This window comes from Pseudomonas sp. WS 5011, from assembly GCF_012985775.1.
GTDB lineage: Bacteria > Pseudomonadota > Gammaproteobacteria > Pseudomonadales > Pseudomonadaceae > Aquipseudomonas > Aquipseudomonas peli.
The window spans coordinates 1-15,166 of sequence record NZ_JAAQXA010000036.1; the positions used below are offsets into that span (position 1 = coordinate 1).

Consider the following 15,166-nt stretch of genomic DNA (forward strand, 5'->3'; position numbering starts at 1 on the left):
GAGGTTATCGCGGCGGCCAGAAACACTGAAATGAGCGGGTGATCTGATCGTTTTTGATTGGTTTGCTGCTTTCAAAATCGGCGACGGCTGAAGTCGACTGAAAATACAGGACTACTTCAGACCATCCCTAACGCCAGGATCGCAGCAGGATTACTTATTTGTAATCTGATGGAGGGTGGAGCTTTATGTTTGGAATTGAACTTCCGGCAGTATCACTTTATCAGCGCGGGCGGTTCTCAGCGCGGCACTCGACTACTAGTTCCGCGCTGAGGTTTGATGATTACAACAGCGGAAGTGTGTAGCTGACGATCAGGCGGTTCTCGTCAACATCGTTGCCGAAATTGGTTGAACGTAGTGTGGCGTTGCGCCATTTCACACCCAGGTTTTTCAGCGCACCGTCCTGGAAGACATATGCGATGTCAGTATTGCGCTCCCATTCCTTACCATCGGCGCTGCCTGCGCCTAGATCAATATTGTCACCAGTCAGGTAACGGGTCATGAACGTCAAGCCAGGGATGCCAACGCTGGCAAAGTTGAAGTCATAGCGGGCCTGCCATGAGGTTTCGTCTTTGTTGGCGAAGTCGCCGATCTGCACATAGTTGACCAGGAACGGATCGGTGCCGTTGATGTAGGCGTAGCCGGTGTCTCCGCTCATGCTCTGGTAGCCAACACCGAGGGCGTGGCCACCAAAGGCGTAGGTAAACATTGCTCCGAATGCCTTGTTGTCGACGTTGCTGTTGCCTTCATCGGTGGAGCGGGCGTAGCGAAGATCAGTTTTTAGCGACTGCTTGTCACCTAGCGGCAAGGTATGCAGGACAGTGAAAAGAGGTCTTCGCTATCGGAGGAGTCGCGCTGGCTTACTTGCTTGAGCTGGCCTGCATCAAAGGTAAGCCCGTCAATCTCCAGCGAGTTGAGATGTCCGCCCTGAAAGGTCTGTGGCTGTAGGCGCGAGTCGTTCGCTTGGACGGTTGGCAGCTTGGGTTGCAGCGTGCCTAATTTCAGCACGCTGTTCGAAGCACGTAGCTTCGCGGTTAAACCCATCTCGCCATATTCATCCTGCGCGGCACGAGGTGCTTCTTTATCGCGCTTGAGCAGGCCCGAGCCTGAGCGATCGGCGCTGGAGTCCAGCTTGAGGCCAAGCATGCCGATGGCGTCGATGCCCACGCCGACTGTCCCTTCGGTGAACCCGGATTCGTAGCGCAGCAGGAAGCCCTGGGCCCATTCCTCCTGCTTTGATTGGCTGGCTGAGTCTTGGCGGAAGTCGCGATTGAAATAGAAGTTACGCGCTTCCAGACCGGCTTTGCTGTCTGCAAAAAATTCAGCGGAGGCTGGCTGGCTAAGACTGAGTACCCCAGTACTCACCGCGACTGCCAAGAGGGTCTTCTTCATTGTTGTTTCGTAAGCGTCTGCCGAACTCACCTTGCGTAATTCAGGCGGGTGCCCATTGATGCGGCAGTAGTTGGCCAATCTCGCTGGCCCGCTGTGTCGGCAGCCGCATCAGCACATCCTTCAGGTAGGCGTACGGATCATGCCCATTCATCCGCGCCGACTGGATCAGGCTCATGATCGCCGCCGCCCGTTTGCCGCTGCGCAGCGACCCGGCAAACAGCCAGTTCGAGCGTCCAAGGGCCCATGGTCGAATCTGGTTCTCGACCTGATTGTTGTCGATAGGCACGGCGCCGTCGTCCAGATAGCGCGTCAGCGCTAACCAGCGTTTTAGGCTGTAATCCAGGGCTTTTGCCGTGGCTGATCCGTTGGGCACCCGATCACGCTGGGCCAGCATCCAGTTATGCAGCGCATCGAGGATTGGTGAAGACTTTTCCTGCCGTATTCGCCAGCGTTCTTCATCGCTCATGTGCCGTGCTTGCCGCTCGATTTCATACAGCCCGGCAATGGAGTGCAGCGCCTGTTCGGCTAACTGGCTTTTGTTCGCTGCGTGCAGATCGAAAAATTTGCGGCGGGCGTGGGCCATGCAGCCAATTTCGGTGATGCCCTGCTCGAAGCTGGCCTTGTAGCCGGCGAAGTCGTCGCAGACCAGCTTGCCACTCCACTGACCCAGAAAATTGCGCGCATGCTCACCAGCCCGGCTGGGGCTGAAGTCATACACCACGGCCTTCAGGTCGGCGAAGGGTGTGGTGCAGTATGCCCAGACGTAAGCCCGGTGGGTTTTCTTCTCGCCAGGGGCCAGCATTTGCACGGGGGTTTCGTCGGCGTGGATCACGCCTTGCGCCAGTACCGCCTCGCGCAGGGCGTCGACCAATGGTTGGAGCTGTACGCCGGTGTGTCCGACCCACTGCGCCAGCGTCGAGCGGGCGATGGCCAGGCCAGCGCGCCCAAAAATCTTTTCTTGCCTATACAGCGGCAGGTGGTCGGCAAATTTGGCCACCATCACGTGAGCCAGCAGGCCGGCAGTGGGGATGCCCTTGTCGATCACCTGGGCTGGTACCGGCGCCTGGATCAGTGTTTCGCACTGACGGCAGGCCCATTTGCCACGCACGTGCTGTTCGACGGTGAACACGCCCGGCGTGTAATCCAGCTTTTCGCTGATGTCTTCGCCGATGCGTTGCAGCTGGCAGCCGCAGGTGCATTGAGTGTTCTGCGGCTCGTGACGGATCACAGTACGCGGAAACTGGGCTGGCAGCGGTGCGCGCTTGGGCTGTTGGCGGGGTTCAGCCGGAGCCGCCGGAGGATTGAGGGTTTTCAGTTCCGCCTCGATAGCGGCAATGTCCGTGTCGAGCAAATCATCCAGCAGGCTACCCTGGTCAGGGCTTAGTTGCTCGCTACGCTTGGCGAACTTGTGTCGCTTGAATCAGGCGATTTCATGGGTGAGCTGCTCGATGACGGTTTGATCGCGGTCGATCTTCTTGCCCATCGTTTCAACCGTCTTACCCAACGTGTCGACTTGCGACAGCAACTGCGCAGCGAGTGCGCGCAGTTGCTCAGGTGTCAGTTGGTCGAGATTGGGCGAGGAAGTCATGCCGCTGATTGTGCCAGAGCAGGCGATCAGCGCAGATAAAGCGATGGGCTAATGGCCGGCGCTACAGCACTGTGATCGCACCGGCTGCACCAACCCGCTGCCAAGGTAAACCGAGCACCAAAGCCTGAAGCTGCTCGGTGTCGAGTTCAACTTCCGAGCCGCGGTGGATGCCTGGCCAGTGAAACTTGCCCTGGTTCAATCGCCGCGCGGCCAGCCAGATCCCTACACCGTCATGCACCAACACTTTCATGCGGTTGGCGCGGCGGTTGGCGAACAGATAAGCACAGTGCGGCTTCGCCGCACCGAATACCTCCACTACACGGGCCAATGCGGTCTCGGTGCCGGCGCGCATGTCCATCGGCTCAGTGGCCAGCCAGATGCTATCGATGCGGATCACGGGGCAAGCCCCCGGACAAAGCGGGCGCAGCCGTCAGGATCGGACACTGGCCATTTCACTGTGACTGACTGCTCGCCAAGCGATAGCTCAATAATCACCGATGCTGTCGGCCGTTTGGGCGTAGCCCTCAATGGAACGAACGCCGACAACACCGCGGGTAGCTGATCTCGGTAAAGCGGTAGCCATTTTCGAATGACGTTGGCGTTGATGCCATGGCGGATGGCAACGCTGGAGACGGTCGCACCCGGTTGTAGGCATTCCTGAACGACCTGGACCTTGAACGGTTTGGGGTAAGAGCTTCGTTGGCGCATGGAAATCCTAACGTTAAGGACGATCGCGTCCGCTTAAAAATACGCGGACACCATCGCCCTTAATGCTGGAGTTCGGAAGGTGACTTGGCTGGACGCTTACGTTGTTTCTCCATGCTCAGGGGGTTGGCATATCGGGGAGCCGTCGCTGTATGCCGTGCTCTCCGAATAGGGGCGGGTTCCTCTGCAGCCAATCTTCGGCTGGTCGTTATGCCTGTACGCCTGCAGGGTCTAGGTCGAGGAACCATTGCGGACTTTGGGGAAGATCAAACGGAACACGGTGAAGCTGCCTGGCAGGCTGCTGACCTCGACCGTGCCCTGATGCAGGCTCATGATCGAGCGAACAATTGCCAGGCCAAGCCCTGTTCCACCTTCGGCACGAGAGCGGCTGGTATCGACACGGTAGAAGCGTTCGAACAAATGAGGGATGTGTTGTGCGGGAATGCCAATCCCGGGGTTTTCCACCGAGAACGATACGGTTTCGCTGTGCTTTTCGATCAGCAACGAAATGTTTGCGCCGATGGGGCTATGTCGAATCGCATTGGACAACAGGTTTGAAATCGCGCGCTGCACCATCAGCCGATCACCGAAGGTTAGGCCTGCTCCGACAATGCTCAGGCTGATCTGCTTCTCTTCCGCGGAGATGCTGAACAGATCCACAACGCGTCTTGCCTCATCTTCTAGGGCAATCTTCTCGAAGGGAACCAGGGACGCCGGGTGGCTGACTTGAGCGAGAAACAGCATGTCGGAAACAATCCGGGTGACGCGCTCAAGCTCTTCTGTACAGCACTCCAGTACGGCTTTGTATTCCTCTGGCGGACGCTCTCTGGAGAGAGTTACCTGGGCTTTGCCCATCAGGTTGGTGATGGGCGAACGCAACTCATGGGCCAAGTCATCAGAGAATTGCGATAGCTGCTGAACGCCGCCATCAAGTCGATGCAGCATGAAGTTGATGCCGTGGGCCAGCGCGCTGAGTTCTTGTGGAAGCTTATCCACGGAAATTCGGTGGGTCAGATCCTGTGTGGAGATCAGCGATGCAACCTGGCGAAATTGCCGGAGCGGAGAAAGGCCTCGCTGCACGATCCACCATGCGCCCATGCCAATCAGCGCGAGCAGAAGAGGGAGTGCGATCAGTGTTGACTTGAGGTAGGCACTGAGCAGTGCTTCGTCGGCAGATCGATCAATTGAGAGTAAGACCCTGACGTGGCCGCCGTCGTTGAGCAGCATCACCTTGGATGCGGTCAGGAAGTTGTTTCCCTCAGTATCCGACCAGCTTTGGTAACTAGGGGTATCGCCTGCTGGTATGTTGGCAAGAATGGGCTCCCTGGATTTCTCACCCAGATTCAGGAGTAATTTGGTGCCTGACTTTTTCCCGTAGATCGTCAGGTGCAGGTTGTCATGCCCCATGACCAGATCCAGCAACTCGTGAGGTTGCTGGGCAATTGCATGTGCACTCATGTCTTCGGCGAGATTGTGCTGAATCTGCTCCAGTTTGCCGTCAAGACTCTGCTTGGCCAACGAGTCCAGCTCATGGGTAAGCGCGAAGTAGGCGAGTGCCGCTAGCAGAACAACCAGTGCCGCCCCCATCACGCTGACCGACAGGCCAAGGCGCATGGATAGACTTGCCGGCTTCATGCCCGTTCCTCAAGCACGTACCCAACACCCCTGAGGGTGTGGATCAGTTTGTTATCGAACGGATCATCAATTTTGGCGCGTAGCCTGCGGATGGAGACTTCGACGACGTTTGTGTCGCAGTCAAAATTCATATCCCAGACCAGCGAAATGATCTGGGTGCGCGATAGCACTTCCCCAGAGCGGCGCATCAGTAGGTGCAGCAACGCAAACTCTTTAGTGGTCAGGTCGATGCGCTGCTCACCACGGAACGCGCGGTGCCTCGCCGGATCAAGCTCAAGGTCGGCTACCCGCAGCACTTCCGGTACTGGAATTTGCTCGCTTCGCCGTAGCAATGTACGAATTCGCGCAAGTAATTCAGGGAACTCGAACGGTTTGACTAAATAATCATCTGCCCCCAAATCCAGGCCTTTAATTTTATCCACTAAGCGCCCGCGTGCAGTCAGCATTATCACGCGTGTACTGCTGTTACTGCGTATATGCTCAAGCACGCCCCAGCCATCAATTTCAGGCAGGTTTACATCAAGCACTACCAAGTCGTAAGCGTGTTGCCTAACAAGGTGGAGACCGTCCACGCCAGTGGCTGCCTTATCAACTACATAGCCACTTTCGCTTAAACCTTGGTGTAAGTATTCGGCAGTCTTGGGCTCGTCCTCGACAATAAGGATTCGCATAAAAATTCACCTTAAAATGTGCAGCCAGTATTTTTTAGATATTCTTTTGTTGTGGCTGCGGAGTGGTTTTAATTCTTTCATCGGCGGTCACGGATATGACCTACGGCTTTTCAGGTTGCTCCAAGGCTAAAGCCTGAAGCGGCTTTAGGGTCAAGCTGTAATGCCTATTTCGCATGGCTCCAAGGTGTTAAGCGACAACGTGTCGCAGTACTTGCCCTTATCCAAAACCCCCAACTTTTGACTGGCAGGGCTGCCCGGGGCGCTACACGCGAGGCAACCGCTATTTAACTGTGTTTGTTTCTAGTTGTTGCTGGGCGCTAAATCGCCTGCTCTCTTGAGCGCTGCCAATACTAATACAGGCCTACTTGGAAAGGTGCTGGATAACGTATTTGTAATTTTCCAGTCACCTTGCTGATAGGCGTGGAGCACTACATTCTGCCGGGAATTGGCTTTCTACTTATTTTCCCAAGTAATGATCCTCGATATCCCTCGGGATTAATAAATATAAAGGCCTTCATTATATTCCAGCAGAGTTAGTTCTGCGGAGGACTTTTAAGTGCATGTAAAAACAATGGCCGGACATGGAGTTGGAGTAGGTAAGTTCTGTGTGTTATCAGGGCTACTGGCTGCATTGTTAATTGCTCCAGTTCCAACAACTGCTGCCGAATCAACAAGGCAGTCAATAACGATTGATGAGGCGTTGGCGCAAGCGCTCACTGAGAACCAGGAGTTCGCTGCAGCACAATGGAATACAGGTATTGCCGAAGGTGCTCGTACTCAAGCTGGGCTGATCCCGAATCCTGAGTTGTCCTGGAGCGTTGAGGACACGCGCAGTGAGTCGCGCGTTACCAGCATTCAGGTATCTCAGCCAATTGAGCTGGGCGGCAAGCGTAGCGCGCGTATTGATGTGTCTGAGCGTGATCAGGACGCGGTGGCGATTGATCTGGAGCGTAAGAAAAACATCTTGCGCGCTGAGGTCATCCAGGCCTTTTACTCAGCCCTGCGTGCCCAGGAAGGACTGCAGCTTTCCACTCAGTCGTTAGACCTTGCCCGTCGCGGACTTCAGGTGGTCGAAGGGCGCGTAAAGGCCGGCAAGGCTTCGCCAATCGAAATTTCGCGTGCTCAGGTGCAGCTTTCGGAAATTCAACTGGAGCTGAATCGCGCACGCCTCAATCAAAGCAATGCCTACAAGCAACTGGCGCTCATAACGGGTGCCGAGACACCGAACTTCGCGCATGTCGAGGGTGATCTTGAGCGCCTGCCGTACCTGCCGTCGCAGGCTGAGATGCTTGCACGCATAACAGATACAGCGGACCTACGGCTGGCCAGCACGCACATCCAGCGTGCCGAGTCTTCCTTGGAACTCGAAAAGTCGCAGCGCATTCCAGACCTCACCGTCAGTGTTGGCAGCCAATACGACGAAGGGCTTGGCGAGCGCGTCAATTTGCTCGGCTTGTCGATGCCTATTCCGTTGTTCAACCGTAACCAAGGCAATGTGCTGGCCGCTGCTCAAGGAGCTGACCAAGCGCGGGATTTGCGCAATGCCGCAGAACTCCGCCTGCGCGCGGAAGCCCAGCAGGCATTTGAGCAGTGGGAAAGCGCTAGAAGTGAAGTCGACTCGATCAGCGGCACACTGCTGCCGACCGCGCAGCAAGCAGTAGAGGGCGCAGTACGTGGATTCGAGATGGGCAAGTTTGCCTTTATCGATGTACTCGATGCTCAGCGCACCCTCGTAAGCATGCGCTCCCAATACCTGAATACCCTGGATGAAGCTATTTCGGCCTGGGTGAGCTTGGAGAAGATTTACGGCTCCCAACTCAACATCGAATTCAAAAAATAAGCATCTCTCACACCTACATAACGCCTTAGATGGTCGCGTCATGCGACATGAAGCCTCGCCTGCTTTCCTGGCGGCTGCATGTTTATTGAGCGCGTTTAGTCGCCGCCTGGGCATGAGTCAAATTCAATACTTTTGATAATTTGGAGTTACCAATGGCATCAACAACTCCCAGAAAGCAGTGGCTGATGATTGTGGCTGTTGTCGTCATCGGTTTAGCCGTGGCGGGTCTGATTCTAAGTGGTAGCCCTGGTAAGTCCGGGGAGGAAGGCCATGGCCATGATGAGAGTCATGAGGATGTATCGGCTCACGCAGATCCCGAGCACCACGGGGAGGCTTCGGCCGACGAGCATGAAGAGGCCGATGAGCATGCAGATAAAGAGCACCATGAAACTGTAGAACCCACCAAGGGCGAGCATGGCGGCAAGCTTTTCACCGAGGGTGATTATGCACTTGAAGTGACGATTTTTGAGGAGGGCGTAGAGCCTCAGTTCAGGCTCTATACCTACCTGGACGGTAAGCTTTTAAATCCTACTGAAAGCACGGTACAGGTGACCTTGTTGCGTCTTGGCCAACCTGCGCAAATCATCAATTTCAGCAAAGAGAATGACTACCTACGTGGCGATGCCGCGGTTGTAGAGCCGCATTCATTCCAGGTTTCCATCAGCGCCAAGCACAGTGGCAAGAGCTATTCGTTCGGTTACGAGCAGGTTGAGGGCCGCGTGACGATGACGGATGCGCAGCTTGAGCAGGGTGGCGTCACGCTCGCCACTGCTGGTCCAGCGAAAATCGCCTCCACGCTGCAAGTGCTCGGCGAGGTTCGTTACAACGGTGACCGCACGGTTCAGGTGACCCCGCAACTTGCCGGGCGCGTCGACTCGGTGGCGGTTAGTGCTGGCGATACGGTCAGCAAGGGTCAGGTATTGGCCAAAATCTCCAGCCAGGCGCTGGCCGAACTGCGTGGCGAGCTAATGGCCGCCCAGCAACGCTCTGCGCTTGCCCGCACGACCTATGCACGTGAAAAGCAATTGTGGGAAGAGAAGATTTCCGCCGAGCAGGACTTCCTGCAGGCGCAAGTTGCCATGCAGGAAGCTGCTATCGCAGTGCAGCGCGTCCAGCAACAAATCGCTTCGCTGGGCGGTGCCCCGGCCAAAGGCCAGAATCTCACCGAATTCGAGATTCGTGCCCCTATCGATGGCGTGATAACCAGCAAAAGCATCTCTGTTGGTGAAGTACTCAAAGAGGACTCCGCAGTCTTTACCGTCTCGGATTTGTCGACCGTATGGGTGGACTCAACCGTCGCGGCGAAAGACTTGGGCGTAATCGCCGAAGGGCAAAACGTTGTCGTGAGCTCCAGCGCATTCGCCGCCACGGCTAAGGGCTCCATTTCCTATGTCAGCGCTCTGGTTGGGGCGCAAACCCGCTCGGCGACTGCTCGCATCGTGCTAGCCAACCCAGATCGGATATGGCGGCCTGGTTTGCCAGTGACGGTCGAGGTGATTGCCCAGGAGAACGACGTTCCCGTTGCAGTAGCGGTCGAAGCGATCCAGACCGTTCGCGATTGGCAGGTAGTGTTCGGCCGCTTCGATAACCAGCTAGAAGCTCGGCCTCTTGAGCTGGGCAAATCCGACGGCCACTTCGTCGAGGTTATCTCGGGTCTGAAGGCGGGCGATCGATACGCGCTGAAGAACAGCTTCCTGATCAAAGCTGAGCTTGGCAAAGCCGGCGCGAGCCATGACCACTAATTCGGAGTCGAGCTATGAAACAAGTTACAGCTATTTTTCGTCCGATCCGGCTTGAAGCCGTCGAGCAAGCGCTGTACGCACTGCCGCATCTACCAGGATTCACCATCCTGCCAGCCCATGGTCATCCGCGTGGTCACGGCAAGGATCATGGATATATCGCAGACGAATGGAATCCAGACGCCCATCAGCATCTCGTGCTGCTGGCGTTCTGCTCCGATGAGGTTGCCGATGAGATCGTCCATGCCATCGAGAAGGCCGCCCACACAGGTGTTCCCGGTGATGGAATCGTCGCCGTGGCCCCTTTGACCGACGCATTGCGCATCCGTACTGGAGAGCGCGGTGATGCTGCGCTTTAGGGGAAATTGACATGTACGAACGATTAATTCGCTTCGCCATCGACCAGCGCTGGCTAGTCTTGCTGGCTGTGCTCGGCATGGCGGCGTTGGGTGTTTACAGCTACCAGAAGTTGCCGATTGATGCGGTTCCCGACATCACCAACGTGCAGGTGCAGATCAATACCGAGGCAAAGGGCTACTCGCCACTGGAAACTGAGCAACGCGTGACCTTTCCGATTGAATCGGTAATGGCTGGGCTGCCCAACTTACAGGAAACGCGTTCAATCTCACGCTACGGGTTGTCGCAGGTCACCGTCATTTTCGAAGACGGCACAGACATCTACTTCGCTCGTCAGTTGGTGAATGAGCGGATACAGGAAGCGCGTAGCAATCTACCCAGTGATCTGTCGCCGAGCATGGGGCCAATCGCTTCTGGTCTGGGCGAGATCTACATGTGGACCATCGAGGCGCAAGACGGTGCGAAGAAGCCGGATGGCAGCGCCTATACTCCGATGGATTTGCGTGAGATTCAGGACTGGATCGTCAAGCCGCAACTGCGAACCGTCAAAGGTGTTACCGAGATCAACACCATTGGCGGTTATGCCAAGGAGTTCCAGGTTTCACCCAAGCCGGAGCGCCTGGTCGCACATGGCCTCAGCCTGCAGGACATTGTGGTTGCGTTGGAGAGCAATAATGCCAACGTTGGTGCGGGCTACATCGAACGCAGCGGCGAGCAGTACCTGATCCGCGCTCCGGGACAAGTCGGCAATATCGCTGACATCGCCAACATCATCATCAAGAACACCGATGGTGTTCCTGTGCGCATCGGTGATGTGGCCGAGGTTGGCCTGGGTAAGGAGCTGCGCACCGGGGCCGCTACTGAGAACGGCCAGGAGGTGGTGCTCGGCACTGCCTTTATGTTGATTGGTGAGAACAGCCGCTATGTATCGCAGGCTGTCGACCAGCGCATAAAGGAGATCAATCGCAACCTGCCGAAAGGAGTCATAGCGAAGACGGTCTATGACCGCACTGTATTGGTCGATAAGGCCATCAATACGGTGAAGAAGAATCTGATCGAAGGCGCTCTGCTGGTTATCGCTATCCTGTTCCTGTTCCTGGGTAACATTCGGGCGGCCCTCATCACCGCAATGGTGATTCCGCTGTCGATGCTGTTCACCTTTACGGGCATGGTCAGCAACAAGGTCAGCGCGAACCTGATGAGCCTTGGCGCACTCGATTTCGGCATCATCATCGATGGTGCCGTGGTGATCGTAGAGAACTGCGTGCGTCGTTTGGCTCACGCCCAGGCCGCAGCAGGCCGAACGTTGACCCGTAATGAGCGCTTCCATGAGGTGTTCGCGGCGTCGAAGGAGGCGCGTCGTCCACTGCTGTTCGGCCAACTGATCATTATGGTGGTGTACCTGCCGATATTTGCGCTCACCGGCGTGGAAGGCAAGATGTTCCACCCAATGGCGTTCACCGTGGTGACAGCCCTGTTCGGAGCCATGATCCTCTCGGTGACATTCGTCCCGGCAGCTGTTGCACTGTTCCTCAATGGCAACGTCAGTGAAAAAGAAAATCGGCTAATGGCCTGGGTCAAGCAAGGCTACGCGCCGTTGCTAGATTGGGTCATGGTCAGCAAGCCGTTAGTGCTGACCATTGCGACAGTCATCATGGTGCTTTCTGGTTTAGCTGCTTCGCGGATGGGCAGTGAGTTCGTGCCGAGCCTGGATGAGGGCGATATCGCTTTGCATGCCCTGCGTATTCCTGGCACTAGCCTTTCGCAAGCAATTGAAATGCAGGTGCAACTCGAACAACGAATCAAATCCTTTGCCGAGGTTGATACGGTGTTCGCCAAGCTTGGAACTGCTGAAGTCGCAACCGATCCAATGCCGCCGAACGTGGCGGACAACTTTGTCATGCTAAAGCCGCGCGACCAGTGGCCCGATCCTGATCGCAGCAAAGCCGATTTGGTTGCGGCGATGCAGGAGGCGGTTGAACAGGTTTCCGGCAACAACTATGAGTTCACTCAGCCCATTCAGATGCGCTTCAACGAGCTGATCTCCGGCGTACGCAGTGACGTCGCAGTGAAAGTGTTTGGCGATGACATGGATGTGATGAACGAGACCGCCGAGCAAATCGCTGAGGTGCTGGAGGGTATTCCAGGAGCAGCTGATGTGAAGGTCGAACAGACCACCGGTCTGCCGATGCTCAGCGTACAAATCGACCGTGAGAAAGCCGCACGATTCGGTTTGAATGTCTCGGAGATTCAGGACGCCATTTCCACCGCCATCGGCGGGCGCGAGGCGGGTGCACTGTTTGAAGGTGACCGGCGTTTCGATATCCAAGTTCGCCTGGCGGACGAGTGGCGCAATGATGTCGACAAGATCCAGCAGCTACCTATTCGTCTGGCCAATGGCGATGGGTTGGATGGCCCAGGGTTTGTGCGCTTGGCTGATGTGGCGAGTGTGGTGTCCGCACCGGGGCCGAACCAGATCAGCCGTGAAAGTGGCAAGCGCCGCGTGGTGGTCACCGCTAACGTTCGCGGTCGCGATATCGGCTCATTTGTCGCCGAGGCCGAGAGCAAGATCGCCCAGGCGGTTAGCGTCCCTACAGGCTACTGGACGACCTGGGGCGGCACCTTCGAGCAGCTTCAGTCGGCGGCCAAGCGCCTGCAGATTGTCGTACCGGTCTCATTGCTGCTGGTGTTCACACTGCTCTTTATGATGTTCGGCAATGTCAAAGATGGCCTGCTGGTGTTCACCGGCGTGCCCTTCGCGCTGACAGGCGGGATCATGGCCTTGTGGCTGCGAGATATTCCGCTCTCGATCTCCGCGGGCGTGGGTTTCATTGCTTTGTCGGGCGTGGCGGTGCTCAACGGCCTGGTAATGATTTCCTTCATTCGCAGTTTGCGTGAGAACGGCATGGGGCTGGACGAGGCCATCCGCGAAGGCGCATTGACGCGCCTACGGCCAGTGCTGATGACTGCTTTGGTGGCGTCTCTGGGCTTTATTCCAATGGCCACTGCCATCGGTACGGGCGCGGAAGTTCAGCGCCCTCTGGCGACGGTAGTGATTGGCGGAATTCTGTCCTCAACAGCGCTGACGCTGCTGGTTTTGCCATTGCTCTACCGCTTGGCCCATCGTCTGCGCTAAGTTCACAGCGCTATTCGTGTGCAACTGAAAAGCCCCGCTCTTGAGCGGGGCTTTTTGCTTACCGTAAATACCGCTCAATGTGGGCGGTGACTGTGCCGTGACGTCCTCAGCGGCTTTTTTTACGCCAGATGAGAATCGGCACTGCCCGGATGTAGACAAGTTCACCCACCAACTCAACCAGTGTCTGGGTGATGACCGCTGCGGCTGCAAGCCCTCGTATTTCTTCAGGTAATGCCAGGGCCAGCGGAAGAACCACCAACGAGTTACGTGTGGCGGTACTGAAAGTAACCGCTCTCGCCGTCGAGGCGGGCAGTTTATAAGCTTTTGAAGCGAGTGCGCCCACTACGGGGGCCAAAAGCATGAAACCGATATACACCGGGATCACCGGTAAAAGCTGGTCGATATCACGTACCACTGGCGAGATTTGCGACCCAACCACCGCAATGAGAACTGCCGCCATCGCAGGGACTGGCATCCATGCCCATACGGTGTTCCAGCGACCTACGATCCGCGAGCGCTTAGCCAAGGCTGCTGTAGCCACCGCGAGCAATAAAGGCACGACAATCAGTGCGAGAAAGGCTTCAGCGAAAGGCGCTATCGAGATAACGACTTGGGATTGCTCCCCTAGCATAAAAGCCAAATACACAGGCAACAGCACAAGTTGCAACAGCAAGAGGATGGGGGTTGCTGCAAGAATCGCACGCGAGTCGCCTCTGCCTATGTGCGTAAATACCACCACGTAGTCGATACACGGGGTGAGCAAAACTAGAAGAGCGCCTATTAGGATTGCCGGGTGTTCTGCGAGCCCTCTGGTGAGTGCCCATACCAGCAGTGGAATCAGTACGAAATTGGCGATAAGCAAGGCTGACATGAAGCGTTTGTTGCTAAGACTTTTGCGGAGATCAAGAAAGGGAATTTGCAGAAACATCGCGTACATCAGCACGGCGATAGTCGGGGTCACTAATGCGTTCAGGCTCTGCGCCGCTGCAGTAGCTATTAACCCACCGATTGCCGCTGCAATGACCGCGACGAAATAGATCGGTATCTGGTTTTGTTCAAGTGCATCCCTACTCATAGCATCCTCAAGGATGAAAAACGTCAGCTTACATGAGGAAGCGAAAAGCGTGGCGATCCTCTTGGATGGCTTGAATCATGAAAGATTGAGATGGGCACGGCGTCTGGCTATTGAGTGGGTATCTGCTGACGGTGCAAGGGCGCGGTATTCAAATGACACCGTGTTCTAGGGAAACTCTGAAAAAGACTTCCTGATTTTGGCAAAATCCCCGGACTCCACCCGCCGAGTTTTCCGATGAAGCAGATGACCTTCGCCGACGCCGAGTACGCCGGCAAGCGCAAACAGACCCGCAAAGAGCTGTTCCTGATCGAGATGGATCAGGTAGTGCCGTGGAAAGGTTTGGTCGCTCTGATCGACCCGCACTACCCCAAAGGCGAGGGTGGTCGTCCGGCGTACCCGTTGATGGCGATGCTGCGCATACATCTGATGCAGAACTGGTTTGGCTACAGCGACCCGGCGATGGAGGAAGCGCTGTACGAGACCACCATCCTGCGCCAGTTTGCCGGACTGAGCCTGGAGCGCATTCCGGATGAAACCACCATCCTCAACTTCCGCCGCCTGCTGGAGAAACACGAATTGGCTGCCGGCATCCTGGCTGTGATCAATGGCTACCTAGGTGACCGAGGTTTGTCGTTGCGCCAAGGCACTATCGTCGATGCCACGCTGATCAATGCGCCAAGTTCGACCAAGAACAAGGACGGCAAGCGTGACCCGCAAATGCACCAGACCAAGAAGGGAAACCAGTATTACTTCGGCATGAAGGCGCATATCGGCGTTGATGACGAGTCCGGCCTGGTGCACAGCGTGGTGGGGACGGCAGCCAACGTTGCAGACGTTACCCAGGTCGACAAACTGCTGCACGGTGAGGAAAACATGGTCGGTGCCGACGCGGGCTACACCGGCGTGCGGATTCCACGGTCATCTGGCCACCCATTCCATGAGCATCTGACCACCGATTCCACGCTGATCCGGCCACCCATTCCACGCGCATCCGGCCACTGATTCCACGGCCATCCGGCCACTCAACCGGG

At 56.4% G+C, this 15,166-nt stretch carries 8 protein-coding genes and 3 pseudogenes; 5 read left to right on the forward strand and 6 right to left on the reverse strand.

Annotated features, from left to right (window positions below):
- Positions 1-280: 280 nt before the first annotated feature.
- The 5 genes and pseudogenes from HBN63_RS20535 to HBN63_RS20560 form a co-directional block, all read right to left on the reverse strand.
- Positions 281-1,389: pseudogene (locus tag HBN63_RS20535) on the reverse strand (OprD family porin).
- Positions 1,390-1,429: 40 nt separating this feature from the next.
- Positions 1,430-2,977, reverse strand: a pseudogene (locus tag HBN63_RS20540) (IS66 family transposase).
- Between the two features lie 61 nt (positions 2,978-3,038).
- Complete coding sequence (gene tnpB / locus HBN63_RS22050; RefSeq protein ID WP_010562499.1) at positions 3,039-3,374, reverse strand: IS66 family insertion sequence element accessory protein TnpB; 336 nt, start codon at positions 3,372-3,374, stop codon at positions 3,039-3,041.
- Positions 3,375-3,913: 539 nt separating this feature from the next.
- Complete coding sequence (locus HBN63_RS20555; protein WP_170050706.1) at positions 3,914-5,317, reverse strand: heavy metal sensor histidine kinase; 1,404 nt, start codon at positions 5,315-5,317, stop codon at positions 3,914-3,916.
- Positions 5,314-5,988, reverse strand: coding sequence for a heavy metal response regulator transcription factor (locus tag HBN63_RS20560; protein ID WP_017675714.1), 675 nt, complete (start codon positions 5,986-5,988; stop codon positions 5,314-5,316). The genes HBN63_RS20555 and HBN63_RS20560 overlap by 4 nt, the downstream gene beginning before the upstream one ends.
- Positions 5,989-6,559: 571 nt before the next feature.
- Here HBN63_RS20560 and HBN63_RS20565 point away from each other — a divergent pair.
- The 4 genes from HBN63_RS20565 to HBN63_RS20580 all read left to right on the forward strand — a co-directional run bounded on the left by HBN63_RS20565 (position 6,560) and on the right by HBN63_RS20580 (position 13,060).
- The gene (locus HBN63_RS20565; RefSeq protein ID WP_045733423.1) at positions 6,560-7,828 is read left to right on the forward strand and encodes a TolC family protein; all 1,269 of its coding nucleotides are present in this window, start codon (positions 6,560-6,562) and stop codon (positions 7,826-7,828) included.
- Positions 7,829-7,980: 152 nt separating this feature from the next.
- Positions 7,981-9,570 carry an efflux RND transporter periplasmic adaptor subunit gene (locus tag HBN63_RS20570; RefSeq protein ID WP_143003858.1) on the forward strand — a complete coding sequence of 530 codons (1,590 nt, stop codon included), beginning with the start codon at positions 7,981-7,983 and terminating at the stop codon, positions 9,568-9,570.
- 14 nt (positions 9,571-9,584) lie between these two features.
- Positions 9,585-9,926: a P-II family nitrogen regulator gene (locus HBN63_RS20575; protein ID WP_170050707.1), complete on the forward strand. Its 342-nt coding sequence runs from the start codon at positions 9,585-9,587 to the stop codon at positions 9,924-9,926.
- 11 nt (positions 9,927-9,937) lie between these two features.
- A complete protein-coding gene (locus tag HBN63_RS20580; protein WP_090256270.1) occupies positions 9,938-13,060 on the forward strand; it encodes a CusA/CzcA family heavy metal efflux RND transporter in 3,123 nt (1,040 codons plus the stop codon).
- A gap of 106 nt (positions 13,061-13,166) precedes the next feature.
- Here the strand turns inward: HBN63_RS20580 and HBN63_RS20585 are convergent, their stop codons facing one another.
- Positions 13,167-14,135: an arsenic resistance protein gene (locus tag HBN63_RS20585; RefSeq protein WP_170050708.1), complete on the reverse strand. Its 969-nt coding sequence runs from the start codon at positions 14,133-14,135 to the stop codon at positions 13,167-13,169.
- A gap of 234 nt (positions 14,136-14,369) precedes the next feature.
- Here HBN63_RS20585 and HBN63_RS20590 point away from each other — a divergent pair.
- Positions 14,370-15,041: pseudogene (locus HBN63_RS20590) on the forward strand (IS5 family transposase); the annotation flags it as partial.
- Between the last annotated feature and the right edge of the window lie 125 nt (positions 15,042-15,166).